The organism is Marinobacter sp. ES-1, from assembly GCF_000475255.1.
GTDB classification, from domain to species: domain Bacteria; phylum Pseudomonadota; class Gammaproteobacteria; order Pseudomonadales; family Oleiphilaceae; genus Marinobacter; species Marinobacter vinifirmus.
This window is the reverse complement of record NZ_AXBV01000043.1, coordinates 59,127-76,195: the sequence shown is the minus strand read 5'-3', so window position 1 is coordinate 76,195 and position 17,069 is coordinate 59,127. Positions and strand designations below refer to the sequence as shown.

The following is a 17,069-nucleotide window of genomic DNA, read 5'->3' as shown; positions in this document are numbered from 1 at the left end:
GAGAGCCCGGTTGATCAGCGTTTAACGCTTTTCTGCCGGGTTTTCTTGATCTTGCGGCCTTTCTTCAGGTCGTTATCCTTCTTGACCTTCTGCCGTGGTGTCAGCCGGTCAACCTTGTTGGCAAACGGGTTTTCACCGGACTTGAATTCGAAGCGGATGGGCGATCCCACCACTTTCAGCACCTTGCGGAAGGTGTTCTCCAGATACCGTTTATAAGCCCCGGGCAGCGAATCCACCTGGTTACCGTGCACCACAATCACCGGCGGGTTCGAGCCGCCCTGGTGTGCATAACGCAGCTTGATACGCCGGCCATGAACCATGGGCGGCTGATGCTGGGCTACGGCATCCTGCAGGATTGCCGTCAGGCGGTTTGTGGGCCACTTCGCCATGGCAGATTCGTAGCAGGCCTGCACCGATTCGTACATCGTGCCTACGCCGGTGCCATGCAGGGCCGAGATGTAGTACTTGTCTGCGTAATCCAGGAAATCGAGGCGACGGGCCACCTGCTCCTTCACCTTGCTTCGGTCTTCCGGATCCATGCCGTCCCATTTGTTGACGGCAATCACCAGTGACCGGCCGGCATCCAGCACAAAGCCGATCAGGTGCAGGTCCTGGTCTACCAGACCTTCCCGGGCGTCAATCACCAGGATCACCACATGGGCGTCGTCGATGGCCTGCAGGGTTTTGATGATGGAGAACTTCTCCACCACTTCATGAACGTTTTTGCGGCGCCGTACCCCGGCGGTATCAATCAGGGTGTACTGCTCACCATGGCGCTCGTAGGGAATGTATACGCTGTCCCGAGTGGTTCCCGGCATGTCATAAACCACCACCCGGTCTTCACCCAGCATCCGGTTAACCAGCGTGGACTTGCCTACATTCGGACGGCCCACAACACCGATGCGGATACCCGGATAACGATCGGCCCGGTCCTGCTCCTCCGGATCTACCGGTTCAGGCAGCAAGGTTTCCAGCAAGGTACGGATACCGCGGTTATGGGCTGCGGCGATGGTAAAGCTGGATTCAAAGCCCAGGCGGTAGAAATCCGCTGCGGCAACATCCGGATCCTGGCCGTCCGTTTTGTTAACCACAAGGTGCGCCTGCTTGCCGGAGCGGCGCAGATGGTCAGCAATCATTTCGTCACCGGCCGTCAGCCCTGCCCGGCCGTCTACCAGGAACAGGACGATATCGGCCTCTTCCACAGCCTGCAGGGACTGCCTGGCCATTTCAGCGTCAAGGCCAACTTCGTCACCAGTCAGACCGCCGGTGTCGATAACAATGAACTTCTGCCCTTCGTAATGACCTTCCCCGTATTTTCTGTCACGGGTGAGGCCCGGAAAATCTGCCACAAGGGCATCCCGGGAACGGGTCATCTGGTTGAACAGGGTGGACTTGCCAACGTTTGGGCGGCCCACCAGGGCTATTACTGGGGTCATATTGGTCTGCTATGCAAATAAAACAGAAACCCGGCCGTAGCCGGGTAAATTCATGGGGCTGTCAGTCGTCCTGCTCAAGCCTGAGCACGGACAGTTTGCCGCCGTTTCCGTAAACCAGCAGGTTACCATCTCTCGTAACCTGAACCGGTACGCGGATACCCTCACTGTCGAACTTCAGCTGGCCCTGCAGGCTACCGTCCTCGGCGGACAACACGTGCAGATAACCCTCGAAATCGCCTACCACCAGATAGTCTCCGGAGACGGCCGGACGGGTTACCTGGCGCCAGGACAACTGATCCTGAACCCACAGCTCCCTGCGGTCGTTGCCACGAAGCGCCTGGATGTCACCATTGGCCAAGGCCAGGTAGATATTGCCGTTACCGATTGCCGGTGAATAGAAGCTGGATGCCGGCTTGCTCCAGATTTCCTGGCCGGAACGAATATCCACCAGGGCCAGCTTGCCCTGATAACCCGCCACCATAATGGCGGAATCCAGCACCAGCGGCTGGCCGCCAATATCCACCAGGCGCTCAAGCTCTGTACGGCCCTGCGGCTGGCCTACTTCGTACTGCCAGACCGGCTGCCCGGCGGCTGCCGTCAACGCAATGACCCGGCCGTTGGCGAAGGACGCGATCACCACGTCTCCACCCACCAGCGGAGCCGCGCCAGTGCGCATGGTCAGAACCGGAACCTGGGCATCGTACTGCCAGAACTGGTCACCGTTCCCGGCATCAAAACCGATCACCCGGCCATCGGTGGTCTGCGCCACCACCAGGGAACCGTTAGACTGCGGCGCAGCTACCACTTCCGTGGGCAGGCTCGCGCGCCATTGTTCACTGCCATCCTCACTGGACAGGGCGATCAGTTCGGCATTCCGGCTTGCCAGGTAAAGTTGCCGGGCATCAGCACCCGGGCCCGCAAACAAACGCTCGTCCAGGTCCTGCTCCCAGATCAGCTCGCCGTTTTCGCTTTGGACCGCGACAACCTCGCCGTCTGCAGAGGCAGCATACAAGGTGTCACCCGCATACAGCGGCGCCATGTGCAGGAACTCACCGTCGTGGCCATCGCCAACCGACATGGACCACACCCGGTCGAACTCCACACGCTCGTCGATTTCCGGCAAGGGGGCAGGCTGTTCAAAGGTATCGGTGGTGCTGCATCCGGCCAGGGCCATTGCCGCAATGGATGCCGCCGCCAGGAAACCCGAGCGGATGCTTCTGGATACCGGCATCAGGCGTCCTCCCCGACGCCCAGGTCAGACAGTTTCAGTTCCAGGACACCACTTCGGCCCTGCTGGTTCTGCTCCCGGGCGGTCAGATAGGCTTCGCGGGCACCATCCTGGTCACCTTTGGCCAACAGGATATCACCCCGAAGTTCGGAGAAAATGGCATTGAAGGCATCCGCTTCGCCGGCACCATCAAGCGTGGCCAGGGCATCGTCGTGGTTGCCGGCGGCAAACTGGGCCCGGGCCAGGCGGTTGCGCACAACCAGGGAAAGCGCCTTGTCATCAGCAGCTTTGTCCAGCGCCCAGCTCAGAGATTCTACTGCAGCGGCGGGATCGTTCTGTTCGGCCAGTTGCTGGCGCGCCATCACCAGGTTGCCGTAGATGGCATAGGCGCTGTCGGAATGCTCTTCACGCAGGGTTTCGGCGACAAAGGCCATGGTGTCTGTGTCAGACTCTCCCTGCTCACCCGAAAAGGCATTCAGCAGATTGGCGAACTGGTTGGCTGCTTCCGCCCGTTGCTGGGCCTGGTGGTTCTGCCAGGCTTGCCAGCCGAAGACAATGGCGAGTGCCGCGCCGATACCGATCAGCAGCGAACTGCCGTTCTTTTTCCACCAATCCTTGATCGCCTGGACCTGTTCTTCTTCTGTGCGCAACTCGGCCATGAAAACTCCTGATTAATTATTAAAATACAACGCGTTATCAAGAAAACTTAAAGCATATTTTTGAGAACTGAAGCCAGTTCGGACTGGCTAACGTCCTGCTGGGGATCGTCATTTCGAAGTGGTTTCAGGGCCACCGTGCCGCTGGCAATTTCGTTCTCTCCCAGAATGACTGCGTAGCGGGCATTGCTCCGGTCAGCCTTTTTCATCTGGCTCTTGAAACTTCCGCCACCACAATGGCTGACCACCACCACTCCGGGCAACTCATTACGCAGACTTTCGGCCACCGCCATGGCTGGTGCAACGGCCTGCTCGCCCATGGCGGTTACATATACATCGGCGTTGTTGTTGACCTGCTCCGGCACCAGGTCGAGGGTTTCAAGCAGCAGAATCAGCCGCTCCAGACCCATGGCAAAACCTACCGCATCGGTGGGCTTGCCACCAAGTTGCTGAACCAGTCCATCATAACGGCCACCGGCACAGATGGTGCCCTGGGCGCCAAGGCTGTCAGTGATCCACTCGAACACGGTTTTACCGTAGTAATCCAGGCCCCGAACAAGTGCCGGATTGACGGTGTAGCTTACGCCGGCCGCATCCAGCAGTGATTTCAGTTGCTCGAAATGGGCGCGGGATTCGTCGTCGAGGTAATCATCCAGCAACGGTGCCCCGTTCAGGATTTCACGGGTGGCCGGGTCCTTGCTGTCCAGGATGCGAAGCGGATTGGTGCCAAGACGACGCTTGCTGTCGTCATCGAGCTGGTCTTTATACTGCTCGAGATAACGAACCAGCGCCTCTCGGTACACCTTGCGGGATTCGCTGGTACCGATGGAATTGATTTCCAGCCGGGCATGCTCGGTCAGCCCGAACGCCTTCCACAGGCGGGCGGTCAGAACCAGCAGCTCCGCGTCAATGTCAGGGCCGGCCATGCCGAAGCACTCGACACCGATCTGGTGAAACTGGCGATACCGTCCTTTCTGGGGCCGCTCATGGCGAAACATCGGGCCGGTGTACCACAAACGGCGTGTCTGGTTGAACAGCAGGCCATGCTCTTCTGCGGCCCGCACGCAACCGGCTGTACCTTCAGGGCGCAGAGTCAGGCTGTCGCCATTGCGGTCGTCGAACGTATACATTTCCTTTTCGACGATATCGGTCACTTCACCGATCGAGCGCTTGAACAGCTCGGTGTGCTCTACCACCGGCATACGGATTTCCTGGTAGCCGTACTGGCCGAGCACTTGTCTTACCGTGGACTCTACATACTGCCAGACCGGGGTCTGGTCCGGGAGGATGTCATTCATCCCCCGAATTGCCTGAATTTTAGCCAAGTTTAAACCCTGAAAATCTTTGAATGGTGTCTTTGTAACGCTCAGTCTGAAGACCGGGCGATAACGGCTTCTTCCTGCTCCTGGCGCTTGGCAACCTGCTCGCGGATCAGCCGCTCGAGGTCATCAGCCAGTGCGGTGTTGTCCAGTTTCTGGTTCGGCTTTCCACCCACATACAGCAGGTGTTTCGGGCTTCCGCCGGTCAACCCCAGGTCTGCTTCCTTGGCTTCACCCGGCCCGTTAACGATACAGCCAATGATGGCTACATCCAGTGAGGTGTTCACATCTTCAAGACGGGCTTCCAGGTCGTTCATGGTCTGGATAACGTCGAAGTTCTGGCGTGAACAACTCGGGCAGGCAATGAAATTGATGCCGCGGCTACGCAAACGCAGGCTCTTGAGGATGTCGAAGCCTACCTTGATTTCCTGTACCGGGTCTGCCGCCAGGGAGACCCGTATGGTGTCGCCAATGCCATCCATCAGCAACATGCCGAGGCCGATGGCGGATTTCACGGTACCGGACCGGAAACCGCCCGCCTCGGTAATGCCCAGGTGCAAGGGCTGCTCGATCTGGGAGGCAATCTGGCGATAGGCTGCGACGGTCATGAATACGTCGGACGCCTTCAGGCTGACCTTGAAGTTCTGGAAGTCGTGCTTGTCCAGAATATCGATGTGGCGCATGGCAGACTCCACCAGCGCCTCGGGGGTCGGTTCGCCATACTTGCGTTGCAATGCCTTTTCCAGTGACCCGGCATTCACCCCGATGCGGATCGGAATATTGCGATCCTTGGCAGCGTTGATCACCGCACTCACCCGGTCGTCCCGGCCAATGTTACCGGGGTTGATCCGCAAACAATCAACACCCAGCTCGGCAACCCGCAACGCAATCTTGTAGTCAAAATGGATATCCGAAACCAACGGCACCGAGACCCGCTCACGAATCTTGCCGAACGCCTCGGCCGCCTCCATAGACGGCACAGACACGCGGACAATATCCGCACCGGCCTCTTCAAGGGCCTTGATCTGGCCGACGGTGGCATCAACATCACAGGTATTGGTGTTGGTCATGCTCTGTACCGAAATGGGCGCATCTCCGCCCACTGGCACATTGCCCACCATGATCTGGCGGGATTTACGTCTCTTGATCGGGGAATCTTGCTTCATGGTCTGGAACCAACAATCTGTTCAGGCGGTCGTTCAGGGTTCTAGGGTGAACTCTGCTCGGTTATTCACTACGCGGAAACGGCCAGGGTCCAGGGCCTCGCCCCGGAACTGGATGGTTTCAACGGCACTCATTGCGCCAACTACCACTCTCAGTGGCGCCTCACCGGATACGTCCAGCTGGTTGCCGCGGGTACGAAGACCGGCAGCCAGGCGGTTACCAGCGCCATCAGTAACCTGAATCCAGCAATCATCACTGAACGTCATCTGCAGACGGGCCGCTACCGGCGGCTCGTTAGCCACAACTGTTTCTTCCGGAACCGGTTCAGCGACAGGCGCAACGTCCGCCGGCTCGGTCTCAAGGGCTTGGTCGTCAGCCTCAGGGGCTGTTGCAGGGGCCTTGTCAGGCTCCAGGGTCACCCCGTCTTCGGGCATAACCGGCCCTGCCTCTGGCGCGGATTCATCAACAGACTCCTGGGGCTCTGGCACCCCCACAGCGGGCTCGCCAGATTCAATCAGAGGCGCGGTTGCAGTACTGTCCGGCTGAAACCCGGCAGGGTCTTCGGCGGCTTCGGGCTGCTCTGCTTCCGGTTGCGGTGTCGCCGGAAGCGCGGAGTCTTTGTTGCTGAGATAAGTAAAGGCCAGAAAGCCAATCAAAGCTGCGGCCACCAGCACGAGAATCAGCTTGGCGGCCCGACGCTTCTGGCGCCGGCGTCGTTCGATATTTACCAGCGGGTTAGCCTGCAGCGCCTGCTCCCGCTCCTGGCGGCGAGGCTCAAGCTCTGTGTCCAGGTCACGGATAATCGAGTCTGCATCCAGGCCTACTTGCCGCGCATAGGCACGGACATACCCCTTCAGGAACAGCTCGGTATCAAATTTGCTGTAATCACCGCTTTCAATCGCCTGGATCACGGAAACCCGAAGGTGCTGTTGGTCTGCAACCGCTGCCAGACTCAGCCCTGCCTTCTCCCGTGCCCGCCGGAGCTGCTGTCCGACAGATTCTGCGGATACGTTATTCAGCTGCTCGTCACCGGTCATTGGCAATCAGCACCTTGTATTGTTGATACTCTATGGATTCCGGGAATTCGTTCCGCAATAACAAAGCCATACTGGCTTCCTGGTCTTTGTCCCCGAAATAACGGGCAATGCGGATACCTGTGTAAAGGCTTTCTGCGGAATGGGTCAGTCGTGTATTGCCCTGAATCATGGTCTGAAGGCGACTGTAATACCGGGACGCTTCGGTGTAATTGTCCTGTTCCACCAGCACACGTGAAAGTGACAGTAACGAGCGAGCTTCGCCGCGGGTCAGCTCTACGGCTCTGCGGTAGGCTGCCTCTGCGCCTTCGAGGTTATCCAGGCGCTCTTCTGTCATGCCCAGATTGTAAAAGACACCTCCGCGCTCTCTGTACCCGGTATCCCGGGACGCAACGGAAAACTGGTTACGGGCACCTTCGTATTCTTTTTGGCCGTACAAGAAGGCACCGTAATACACTCGCCCACGGGTATAGCTTCCGTCCGCTGACACAGCCTTGCGGAAACTTTCTTCGGCCAGCTGCTCTTCGCCTTCATAGCTGTACACCAGCCCCATGGCAGCCAATGCCTCGGCATCTCCGCTGTCAATTTCCAGGGCGCGATCAAGGTGGTGCCGGGCCCGCTCCAGGTTGCCCTGCCGGATATAAGCGGTTGCCAGCTGAACGTAGCTGCTCAAGGCTTTGTCGCGGTCAGCCTCCCGGCTGAAACGGCTGTCTGTGGTGGTTACGCATCCGGACACCAGCATCCCTGAAAAAATCAGGGCCAACACAGCCAGTTTTACCTTGGAATTCCTAACCATCAACAAACACCTTACCTTGGTTGTTTCTGCTCCCCTGTATTCAGGGATTAACTTGCTGAACGGCAATATAGCGCTGGCTTCTGCGCGTCCGGTCTTCCACCCGGCCTACCAGCTGCCCGCAGGCAGCGTCAATGTCATCACCTCGGGTGGTTCGGATGGTGGTCACGAAGCCGGCTTCGTTCAGCACATTCTGGAAGCGCCGGGTTGCGTTCATGCTGGGCCGGCGGAAATCGCTTTCCGGGAATGGATTAAACGGTATCAGGTTAATCTTGCAGGGCAACCCCTTCAAGATTACGGACAGTTCCCGGGCGTGCTCTGGCTGGTCGTTCACACCTTCTATGACCGTGTACTCGATAGTGGCCTTACGCTTGTCCGGCAGGCGCGCCAGGTAGCGGCGGGTCGCTGCCAGCAACTCGGCAATCGGGTACTTTTTATTCAGCGGCACCAGCGTGTTACGAAGTTCATCATTAGGGGCATGCAGAGAGATGGCCAGTGAAACATCGGTAACCTCACCCAGCCGGTCAAGGGCCGGAACAACACCGGAGGTACTCAGGGTAACCCGACGCTTGGAAATACCGTAAGCCAGGTCTTCCATCATCAGGTTCATGGCGTCAACCACGTTATCGAAGTTGAGCAGGGGCTCTCCCATGCCCATCATGACCACGTTGGTAATCGGCCGATCGGTGGGATCAAACGGCATGAAAGCGCGGCGCGCCACCCACACCTGGCCAATGATTTCTGCCGCTGTCAGGTTACGGTTAAAGCCCCGCTTTCCCGTCGAACAGAAAGTACAGTCCAGGCTGCAGCCAATCTGGGACGACACACACAAGGTGCCACGTTCCCCATCAGGAATAAGCACAGTTTCAACACTGTTGCCGTTATCCATGCGCATAACCCACTTGCGGGTGCCATCTTTCGAGGTTTCGTCGTAAACCACCTCGGGGCCACGCACTTCAGCAATTTCCTTGAGCCTTTCGCGCAGAACGCGGCTCATATTGGTCATTTGATCGAAGTCATCAACGCCACGCTGGTGGATCCACTGCAGCACCTGCTGGGCCCGGAAACGTTTTTCCCCCAGGGTTTCAAAAAATGCCTCGAGCTTGGCTTTGGGCATCCCCAGAAGATTGATTTTTTCGGCAGGGGCAGTCATGACATAACCTCGATCAGATAACCAATTCAGGGGCAGCCGTAAGCTGCCCCTGAACAGACAACATCAGCCGCGCGGGCAGATTTCGTTGTCGGAGAAGAAATACGCAATTTCGCGCTCGGCAGAAGCTGCAGAGTCGGAGCCGTGAACGGCGTTTGCGTCGATGGAAGAAGCGAAGTCTGCACGGATAGTGCCGGCGTCGGCTTCTTTCGGGTTGGTTGCACCCATCAGCTCACGGTTCTTCAGGATGGCGCCTTCGCCTTCCAGAACCTGCACAACAACCGGACCGGAAGTCATGAAAGCAACCAGGTCGTTAAAGAACGGGCGCTCTTTGTGCTCGGCGTAGAAACCTTCGGCCTGCTCCTGGGTCAGGTGCATCATTTTGGCCGCAACGATTTTCAGGTCGGCTTTTTCAAAACGGCTGTAGATTTCGCCGATAACGTTCTTGGCGACCGCGTCGGGCTTGATGATAGAGAGCGTGCGCTCGTTTGCCATGATGTTTCTCCAGTCTGGTTAGGGTAAAAATTCAGGGGTGCGATTATACGCAGTCCGAGTGCAACTGCCTACCGCACCGTACGAAGTCGGGACACAACCTGCACAATCTGCTCCACGGCAAAGTCGATTTCTTCATCGGTGGTGAACCGCCCGAAGGAAAATCTTAATGCCCGATGAGCCAGCTCGTCACTCACGCCAATGCCACGCAGCACAAACGAGGGCTCTACCGTAGCCGAAGCACAGGCAGAACCGGATGACACCGCCACCTGCCGCAAGCCCAGCATCAGGGACTCGGCTTCAACACCCTCAAAGGATAGGTTGACAATGCCCGGCACCCGATGTTCCCGGCTGCCATTGAAATGAACGCCGGAAAGCGACTCCAGCCCGCCCAGAAAGCGCTCGCGCAGGGCTTCAAGGCGCACAAGTTCGTCAGACAGTCCTTGCCCGGCCAGCTCGAAAGCCTTCCCCATGCCGGCAATCTGGTGGGTAGGCAAAGTACCGGAGCGCATGCCCCGCTCGTGGCCGCCACCATGCATCTGGGCCTCGATGCTGACCTCTGGAGACCGACGCACATACAACGCACCAACACCTTTCGGGCCGTAAACCTTATGTCCGGAAAGCGACATCAGGTCGACATTCAGTGCGGCGACATCGACCGGCATCTTTCCGGCGGCCTGCGCGGCGTCCACGTGAAACAACACGCCACGGTTACGCAACAGTTCGCCGATTGCAGCCGTATCGGTAATACAACCCAGCTCATTGTTCACCAGCATCAGGCTCACCAGTACGGTGTTTTCCCTGAGTGCACCCGCCACCGCCTCAACCGAAATACGCCCGTCGGCTTCCGGCGCCAGCCAGGTAACCTCTACGCCCTGTTGCTCCAGCCACTTGCAGGTATCAATAACTGCCTTGTGCTCGATCGTCGATGTAATCACGTGGGCACTGGCCCGGCCGGCTACGGCACCTTTAATGGCAAGGTTGTCCGATTCCGTTGCCCCGGAGGTCCAGACAATCTCCCTGGGGTCGGCATGGATAAGGTCTGCTACCTGGCGGCGGGCACCTTCAACAGCGGCCTCGGCTTGCCAGCCGTATCCGTGGGAGCGAGACGCGGGGTTGCCAAAAACTCCATCAATGGTCAGATATTTGACCATCTCATCGGCAACGGCAGGATCAACGGGCGTCGTCGCCGCATAATCAAGATATACGGGTGTTTTCATAGTCAAAGGAAGTGTCGGTTATCAGGCCGGAGCCTGGTCAATCAAACGCCGGGTATTGATGGTATCCGGATCGCCATCAGACTGTTTACGGTTCTGGCGGTCCGCCACCTGGCGGATTTCGTGTTTTCGCATCAGGTCGCCCAGGCTGATTTCGCTGAGAAACTGATGAATCTGGCTGCTCAGGTCTGACCACAAATGGTGGGTAAGGCACTTTTCGCCATTCTGGCAGTCGCCTTTATTACCGCAACGGGTGGTATCCAGGGATTCGCTGACCGCATCCACCACTTCCGCGACATAAACGTCATCGGCAGAGCGGCTCAGACGATAGCCACCACCCGGGCCCCGCACGCTCACCACCAGGCTATGACGGCGCAAGCGGGAGAACAGCTGCTCGAGATACGAGAGGGAGATTTCCTGCCGGGCTGAAATATCTGCAAGGCTTACCGGCCCCTGGGCTCCGTGCAGAGCCAGGTCAAGCATCGCCGTTACAGCGTAGCGGCCTTTGGTGGTCAGCTTCATAATTTCAGCCCCGTTAATGGGAATGAATCGCGATATGCATGCGGAAGTATGAATTGACCAACTAAAACAGTCAAGTATTCAGCCTTTTCCGTCGGTGTCGGTTTCATCCCGCACGCAGTCAAAATCTTCCTCGTGCAAAGGTGGCAACTCGCCGTTCTGGTATTCGCTGTTCACCTTGCGAATGGCCTTGCACATGTTTTCGATGCGATCGTCCACCGCGTGCATGTGATCCAGCAGCGAACGCACGGCCCTGGCCACCGGGTCCGGCATTTCTTCAGTAACCCCGTAGGCATCGAAGCCCATACGCTCTTCCATCTGCTTGCGACGGACATCATCTTCGCCCTGGCGCTTCACAATCACCCGACCAGGAATGCCAACGACGGTCGCGCCCGCAGGCACCGCCTTGGTCACTACGGAATTGGACCCTACCTTGGCGCCCTTTCCCACTTCAAACGGCCCCAGGATCTTGGCACCGGCACCAACCACCACACCATTTCCGATGGTGGGATGGCGCTTGCCTTTATTCCAGCTGGTACCGCCCAGCGTAACCCCCTGATACAGGGTGACGTCGTCACCGATGACAGTGGTTTCGCCGATAACCACGCCCATACCATGATCAATAAAGAACCGCCGGCCAATGGTTGCGCCCGGATGAATCTCGATACCGGTAAACCAGCGGGCCAGGGTAGACAGGGTTCGGGCCAGCCACTTCAGCCCCAGGTTCCAGAGCCAGTGAGCCAGCCGGTGGAACAACAAGGCATGCAACCCGGGATAGTTGGTAAGCACCTCGAAGGTGTTCCGTGCCGCCGGATCCCGATGGAATACGCTGTTGATGTCTTCCCTTAAACGCTCGAACATGTCTTTATTCCCGCCCTTGGTCTGCGGAGGATTCCGCCGTCGGTTTATGCTTCATACCGCCTTGTTGGGTTCCGGCGGCCTTCTGGACTGCAGAGAGTACGCCTCTCAGGATGTTTATTTCCATTTCATCCATCCGTGCCCGCTGGAACAGGCGCCTTAACCTGCTCATTAACTGACGCGGATTGTCACGGCGATGGAAATTCACATCCACCAGCACCTGCTCCAGGTGGCCAAAGAACCCTTCCACATCATTCACTGTTGCCGGCGGCACATCCCAGCCGTTATCACCCGGCGCCACCATAGCCTCAAGGTAGGGGCTGGACTCGCCCTCTTCAAGTCCGCGCAGGTACTGCATGCGCAGTTCATAGCAGATCACCTGAACCGCCATCGCCAGGTTCAGCGAACTGTAATCAGGGTTCGAGGGAATATGGATATGATAGTGGCAACGCTGAAGTTCGTCGTTCGACAGCCCGTGATTCTCCCTGCCAAATACCAGCGCCACCCGCCCCTTCGCACTGTGCTCTGATGCCATGGCAGCCGCCTGCGGAGGCGCCATCACCGGCCAGGGTACCTTGCGGCCGCGGGCGCTGGTGCCCATCACCAGGATGCAGTCCGCCAGGGCTTCATCCAGCGAAGAAACCACCCGGGCCCGGTCAAGCACATCGGAAGCACCGGCCGAACGAGCGTAGGAGGCCTCATCGGGGAAAGACGAAGGATTCACCAGCCAGAGATTCCCCAGCCCCATATTCTTCATCGCCCGGGCTACCGCACCGATATTTCCGGAGTGGGAGGTTTCAACCAGAACAATCCGGACCTGATCATTGAAAGTGTCGCTTCCTTCCTGCGGCATTGCGTGCTTGTGCATGTTCGTGGGGCCTGTGACTGGTCGTACATTCGCGAAAAAGAGCCGCATGATAGCAGAAACCCGACCGTTTCCGCTCTCCGGAAATCCCGCAACTTCGCCCGAACCCCATGGTATCCGTGGATTTCCTGAGCCAAAAAACGTACAAGCGAAGGGAGTTTTTGCTATGATAGCCGGCCTTAACACACCCGGATAATGAACACTCAGATGCAACCAGCAATCAAAATGGCCCTGCGCGTTGCCCGCCAGGGATCCGACTACCTGAAAGCCCACTTCGAGCGCCAGGAACCTAACGGTAAAGATGAGTCTGACCGCCTGCGCCAGCTGGAACGGGTTGAGCAGTCCATTTACGACAACTTTGCCGAACAGCTTGAAAAGGCCTACAAAGACCACACCATCGCTCCGATGGGCGAGGCTGATGCCAACGGTAGCGATAAAAGCTGGCACATTTTCCCGGTTCTGGGGCGTGAGAACTTTGTACGGGGCATTCCCGAGTTCGCCCTGGCCCTGTCCCAGAAAAAGAACAACCGCACCGAGAACCTGCTACTGGTTAACCCGGTGACCGGCGAGGAATACTCCGCCAGCCGCGGCCACGGTGCTGCCCTGAACAGCCGCCGCGTGCGGGCTTCCGATGTAAAACTGCCGGCCAAGGCCGCAATCTCCACCAACCTTCTGGACCAGACCCGTCAGGGCGATGATCCGATGGTGTGGGGCGAAATGGCTGCGACGCTGGCCAGCGAAACCGCCATGTTCCGCACCTCCGGCTGCGTGGTCCTGGATATTGCCCGGGTTTCCGCCGGCCTGCTGGATGCAGCCGTTATCTTCCGCCCTGCCGCAGCTGACCTCGACCTCGGGGTCACCCTGGCCATGGAATCCGGCGCACTGACCGGCGACTTTTCCGGTAATCCCTCGGCTGGCAACGCCCGTCAGCTGATTGTGGCGAACCCGAAACTGTTCCGCGAAGTTCTGAAAGTACTGCACCCCTTCCGGGGTCGCCTGCCACGGTAAATTTACCGGGCACAAAAAAACCGCCATCCTTTCGGGTTGGCGGTTTTTTTATGCCGGGCCACAAGGGCCCGGCAGGCATGCATTACATGCGATTCAACCACTCGGGCGGCTGCTCTTCCTCCGCCTCGTCGCCGGCACCTTCCTTTGCAGGCACCATCAGGTCTTCGCGGGTTATACCCATCACCATCAGCATATTCGCAGACACATAGATGGAGGAATAGGTGCCCACAACCACACCGATCATCAGGGCCAGGGCGAAGTTGTTGATCGCCTCACCACCGAGGAAATAGAGCGCAATCAGCACCACCAGTGTCGTACCGGAGGTGTTGATCGTACGAGTGATGGTCTCGTGGATGGACTGGTTGATGATATCCCACGGCTCCCCTACCCGCATTTTCCGGAAATTCTCCCGGATACGGTCCGCCACGACGATGGTGTCGTTCAGGGAGTAACCGATAATGGCCAGCAAGGCGGCCAGAACGGTCAGGTCAAAGGTCCACTGGAACAAAGCAAATACACCCAGCACGATGATCACATCGTGGGCAAGAGGAATCACCGAGGCGATACCGAACTTGAACTGGAAACGCATACCGACGTAGATCAGTACTACGGCCAGCGCTATCAGCAGCCCAAGACCACTGTCTTCTTTCAGCTCGTCACCCACCTGGGAGCCGACAAACTCTGAGCTCACCAGCTCCAGCTCGGCGCCCGTGCGTGACAGCACCTCGGTCACCTCGCTCGCCAGCTCATCGTTACCTGCTTCCGCCATGCGGATCAGCACGATGGTATCGGCGCCGAAGTTCTGCACCGAGAACTGCTCGTAGCCGGCTTCCGTCAGCTGGGTACGGATTTCATCAAGGCTCGGAGCCTCGGCATATTCGAATTCGACGGAGGTGCCGCCGGTAAAGTCCATGCCGAGATTGAGGCCGCGAATGCCCAGCAACGCAATAGACGCAATTACCAGGGCGATAGAGAGCACCGAAGCAATCTTTCGGAAGCCCATGAAGTCAAACGGTTGCTTTTCGGTATCAGCCATTGGCCAGCTTCCCTCCGATCGAAAGTTTCTCGACCCTGCGGCCGCCGTACACCAAGTTCACCATGCTGCGCCCGACCATCAGGCCGGTAAACATGGAGGTCAGGATACCGATACACAGGGTAACGGCGAAGCCCTTGACCGGGCCGGAGCCCATAGCGAACAGAATCACCGCCACCAGCAGCGTGGTGATGTTGGCATCGAAAATGGATACAAAGGCGCGACTGTAACCGGAGTTGATCGCACTTTGTGGCGGCACGCCCGATTTCAGCTCTTCCTTTATTCGCTCAAAGATAAGCACATTGGCATCGACGGCCATACCCACTGTCAGAACGATACCGGCAATACCCGGCAGCGTCAGGGTGGCCGAAAGTATCGACATACACGCCACCAGCAACATCAGGTTGAGGGTCAGCGCCACGTTGGCCATCATGCCGAAGCCACGATAGAAGAACGCCATGTAGATCAGGACCAGGGCAAAACCGATCATTACCGACATCAGGCCGGCATCGATGTTCTTCTGACCCAGGCTTGGCCCGATGGTCCGCTCCTGCACAAAGTACATCGGCGCAGCCAGTGCACCGGCACGCAGCAACAGCGCGAGTTCCGCGGCTTCGGGAATGGAATCCAGGCCGGTGATACGGAAGCTGCTGCCCAGGGCAGACTGCACCGTTGCCAGGCTGATCAAGCCCTTCTCTACTACGCGCTTGTCGGTCTCGACAATCTCGCCATCGACTTCGCGGGTTTCGGTCTCGGTACGGTACTCAATAAACAGCACCGCCATGCGGCGACCGATGTTGTTGCGGGTAGCGCGGTTCATCAGGTCACCACCCACGGAATCCATGGTGATGTTGACCTGGGGCTGGCCGTTCTCGTCGAACGCCTGCTGGGCATTTGCCACGTTGTTACCGGTCGCAATAACGTCCCGCTCCAGGCGGGCTGAACGATTAGGCTCATCCCGGAAGCTGAACTGCTCGGTTTCGGCGGAGGCGGCGTCCTGGCGGGCTTCCATCCGGAATTCCAGGTTGGCCGTAGCACCCAGAACCCGCTTGGCCTGAGCCGTATCCTGCACGCCCGGCAGCTCCACAATAATCCGGCTCGCGCCCTGGCGCTGTACCAGCGGCTCGGCAACACCCAGCTCGTTTACCCGGTTACGGATAGTGGTCAGGTTCTGTTCCAGGGCGTATTCCTGGATGTTACGAACTTCGGCTTCAGAAAGGGCGAGTGAAATCAGGAATTCACCACCCTCGGTGCTCTCGTCGAGCAGGAATTCGTTGTAGTTGTCACGAATCAGCGTGAATGCTTCGGCGCGGGTCTCCGAATCACGGAAACTCAGGATAATGTTGCGGTTCTCGCCCACATCACCGCCCCGGTAGCGGATGCGCTCTTCCCGCATATCCCGCTTGATCTGGCCTGACAGGGCCTCAAGGCGCTGGTTAACCGCTGTCTCCATATCCACTTCCAGCAGGAAGTGAACACCGCCACGAAGATCCAGGCCCAGCTTCATGGGGCCGGCGCCCAGACTCTGCAGCCAACCGGGAGTCGACGGAGCCATGTTCAGGGCCACCAGGTATTCCCGACCCAGGGCCGCCTGCACTGCCGGCCTCGCCCGCAACTGGTCATCGGAACTGGTCAGGCGAATCAGGGCGTCCCGCTCTTCGAGGAGGCTGGATTTGACTTCGATACCGCGGCTTTCGAGTTCGCCAAGTGCGCGGTCGAGCACACGCTGGTCTACCTCGGTGCTACCACGGGCGCCGGTGATCTGGATGGCGTAGTCGTCGGGGAAAAAATTGGGTAAGGCGTAAATAAACCCGATGACCAGTGCAAACACGATCACCAGATTTTTCCAGAGAGGATACTTGTTCAGCATGGGATCCCTTTGAGCCGACTGGTCGCCGGTCTTGGTGTGTCAGCCAGTATGAATCAGCCGGCGCCACAGGGCGCCGGCGCCTGACCAGCTCAGATATCCTTCAGCGTACCCTTCGGCAGGGCGGCTGCTACAGCTACTTTCTGAACCTTGATTTCTACGTTATCGGACACTTCCAGAACGATGAAGTCGTCCGCAACCTTGGTAATGCGACCGGCTACGCCGCCGGAAGTGACAACTTCGTCACCCTTGTTCAGGCCGGACATCAGAGCTTTGTGCTCTTTTGCACGCTTGGACTGCGGGCGCCAGATCAGGAAGTAAAAGATCAGGATAAAGCCTGCGAAGAAGATGATCTGACCCATCACGCTCATACCCTGGGCGCCCGGATCCTGAGCCATGGCCAATGCAGGCATCAGAGACAGCAGACCGG

17 protein-coding genes are annotated in these 17,069 nt (G+C 58.3%); 1 reads left to right on the top strand and 16 read right to left on the bottom strand.

Annotation, left to right across the window (positions count from 1 at the left end):
- Nucleotides 1-14: 14 nt before the first annotated feature.
- From der to trmJ, 13 genes are all read right to left on the bottom strand, one after another.
- Nucleotides 15-1,436, bottom strand: coding sequence for a ribosome biogenesis GTPase Der (der, locus tag Q668_RS08640; RefSeq protein ID WP_022989213.1), 1,422 nt, complete (start codon nucleotides 1,434-1,436; stop codon nucleotides 15-17).
- 61 nt (nucleotides 1,437-1,497) lie between these two features.
- A complete protein-coding gene (gene bamB / locus Q668_RS08635) occupies nucleotides 1,498-2,667 on the bottom strand; it encodes an outer membrane protein assembly factor BamB (protein ID WP_022989212.1) in 1,170 nt (389 codons plus the stop codon).
- Entirely contained in the window at nucleotides 2,667-3,323 is a 657-nt protein-coding gene (locus tag Q668_RS08630) for a YfgM family protein (RefSeq protein WP_022989211.1), read from the bottom strand. Before Q668_RS08630 ends, bamB begins: the two co-directional genes overlap by 1 nt.
- Nucleotides 3,324-3,370: 47 nt before the next feature.
- Nucleotides 3,371-4,645, bottom strand: a complete 1,275-nt coding sequence (gene hisS / locus Q668_RS08625) for a histidine--tRNA ligase (protein ID WP_081697574.1) — start codon at nucleotides 4,643-4,645, stop codon at nucleotides 3,371-3,373.
- 41 nt (nucleotides 4,646-4,686) lie between these two features.
- On the bottom strand, nucleotides 4,687-5,805 hold the full coding sequence (ispG, locus tag Q668_RS08620) for a flavodoxin-dependent (E)-4-hydroxy-3-methylbut-2-enyl-diphosphate synthase (RefSeq protein WP_022989209.1): 1,119 nt from the start codon (nucleotides 5,803-5,805) through the stop codon (nucleotides 4,687-4,689).
- Nucleotides 5,806-5,838: 33 nt separating this feature from the next.
- Nucleotides 5,839-6,840: a RodZ domain-containing protein gene (locus Q668_RS08615; protein WP_022989208.1), complete on the bottom strand. Its 1,002-nt coding sequence runs from the start codon at nucleotides 6,838-6,840 to the stop codon at nucleotides 5,839-5,841.
- Nucleotides 6,830-7,633, bottom strand: a complete 804-nt coding sequence (gene pilW / locus Q668_RS08610; RefSeq protein WP_022989207.1) for a type IV pilus biogenesis/stability protein PilW — start codon at nucleotides 7,631-7,633, stop codon at nucleotides 6,830-6,832. Before pilW ends, Q668_RS08615 begins: the two co-directional genes overlap by 11 nt.
- Before the next feature lie 40 nt (nucleotides 7,634-7,673).
- Nucleotides 7,674-8,783 (bottom strand): 23S rRNA (adenine(2503)-C(2))-methyltransferase RlmN, encoded by a 1,110-nt coding sequence (gene rlmN / locus Q668_RS08605; RefSeq protein WP_022989206.1) that lies wholly within the window; start codon nucleotides 8,781-8,783, stop codon nucleotides 7,674-7,676.
- A gap of 63 nt (nucleotides 8,784-8,846) precedes the next feature.
- A complete protein-coding gene (gene ndk / locus Q668_RS08600; RefSeq protein ID WP_022989205.1) occupies nucleotides 8,847-9,275 on the bottom strand; it encodes a nucleoside-diphosphate kinase in 429 nt (142 codons plus the stop codon).
- Nucleotides 9,276-9,343: 68 nt separating this feature from the next.
- Complete coding sequence (locus Q668_RS08595) at nucleotides 9,344-10,492, bottom strand: IscS subfamily cysteine desulfurase (RefSeq protein WP_022989204.1); 1,149 nt, start codon at nucleotides 10,490-10,492, stop codon at nucleotides 9,344-9,346.
- Between the two features lie 21 nt (nucleotides 10,493-10,513).
- Nucleotides 10,514-11,011 carry a Fe-S cluster assembly transcriptional regulator IscR gene (iscR, locus tag Q668_RS08590; protein WP_022989203.1) on the bottom strand — a complete coding sequence of 166 codons (498 nt, stop codon included), beginning with the start codon at nucleotides 11,009-11,011 and terminating at the stop codon, nucleotides 10,514-10,516.
- A 78-nt stretch (nucleotides 11,012-11,089) separates the two neighbouring features.
- Nucleotides 11,090-11,869 (bottom strand): serine O-acetyltransferase, encoded by a 780-nt coding sequence (gene cysE / locus Q668_RS08585; RefSeq protein WP_022989202.1) that lies wholly within the window; start codon nucleotides 11,867-11,869, stop codon nucleotides 11,090-11,092.
- Between the two features lie 4 nt (nucleotides 11,870-11,873).
- A complete protein-coding gene (trmJ, locus tag Q668_RS08580; RefSeq protein WP_022989201.1) occupies nucleotides 11,874-12,734 on the bottom strand; it encodes a tRNA (cytosine(32)/uridine(32)-2'-O)-methyltransferase TrmJ in 861 nt (286 codons plus the stop codon).
- Nucleotides 12,735-12,938: 204 nt separating this feature from the next.
- On the opposite strand from trmJ, the gene Q668_RS08575 reads away from it, so the two are divergent.
- Complete coding sequence (locus Q668_RS08575; protein ID WP_036219547.1) at nucleotides 12,939-13,739, top strand: inositol monophosphatase family protein; 801 nt, start codon at nucleotides 12,939-12,941, stop codon at nucleotides 13,737-13,739.
- Between the two features lie 82 nt (nucleotides 13,740-13,821).
- Here Q668_RS08575 and secF read toward each other — a convergent pair whose 3' ends face one another.
- From secF to yajC, 3 genes are all read right to left on the bottom strand, one after another.
- Nucleotides 13,822-14,775 carry a protein translocase subunit SecF gene (gene secF, locus Q668_RS08570; protein WP_022989199.1) on the bottom strand — a complete coding sequence of 318 codons (954 nt, stop codon included), beginning with the start codon at nucleotides 14,773-14,775 and terminating at the stop codon, nucleotides 13,822-13,824.
- Complete coding sequence (gene secD, locus Q668_RS08565; RefSeq protein ID WP_022989198.1) at nucleotides 14,768-16,642, bottom strand: protein translocase subunit SecD; 1,875 nt, start codon at nucleotides 16,640-16,642, stop codon at nucleotides 14,768-14,770. The genes secF and secD overlap by 8 nt, the downstream gene beginning before the upstream one ends.
- Nucleotides 16,643-16,731: 89 nt before the next feature.
- The gene (yajC, locus tag Q668_RS08560) at nucleotides 16,732-17,037 is read right to left on the bottom strand and encodes a preprotein translocase subunit YajC (protein WP_227498326.1); all 306 of its coding nucleotides are present in this window, start codon (nucleotides 17,035-17,037) and stop codon (nucleotides 16,732-16,734) included.
- Between the last annotated feature and the right edge of the window lie 32 nt (nucleotides 17,038-17,069).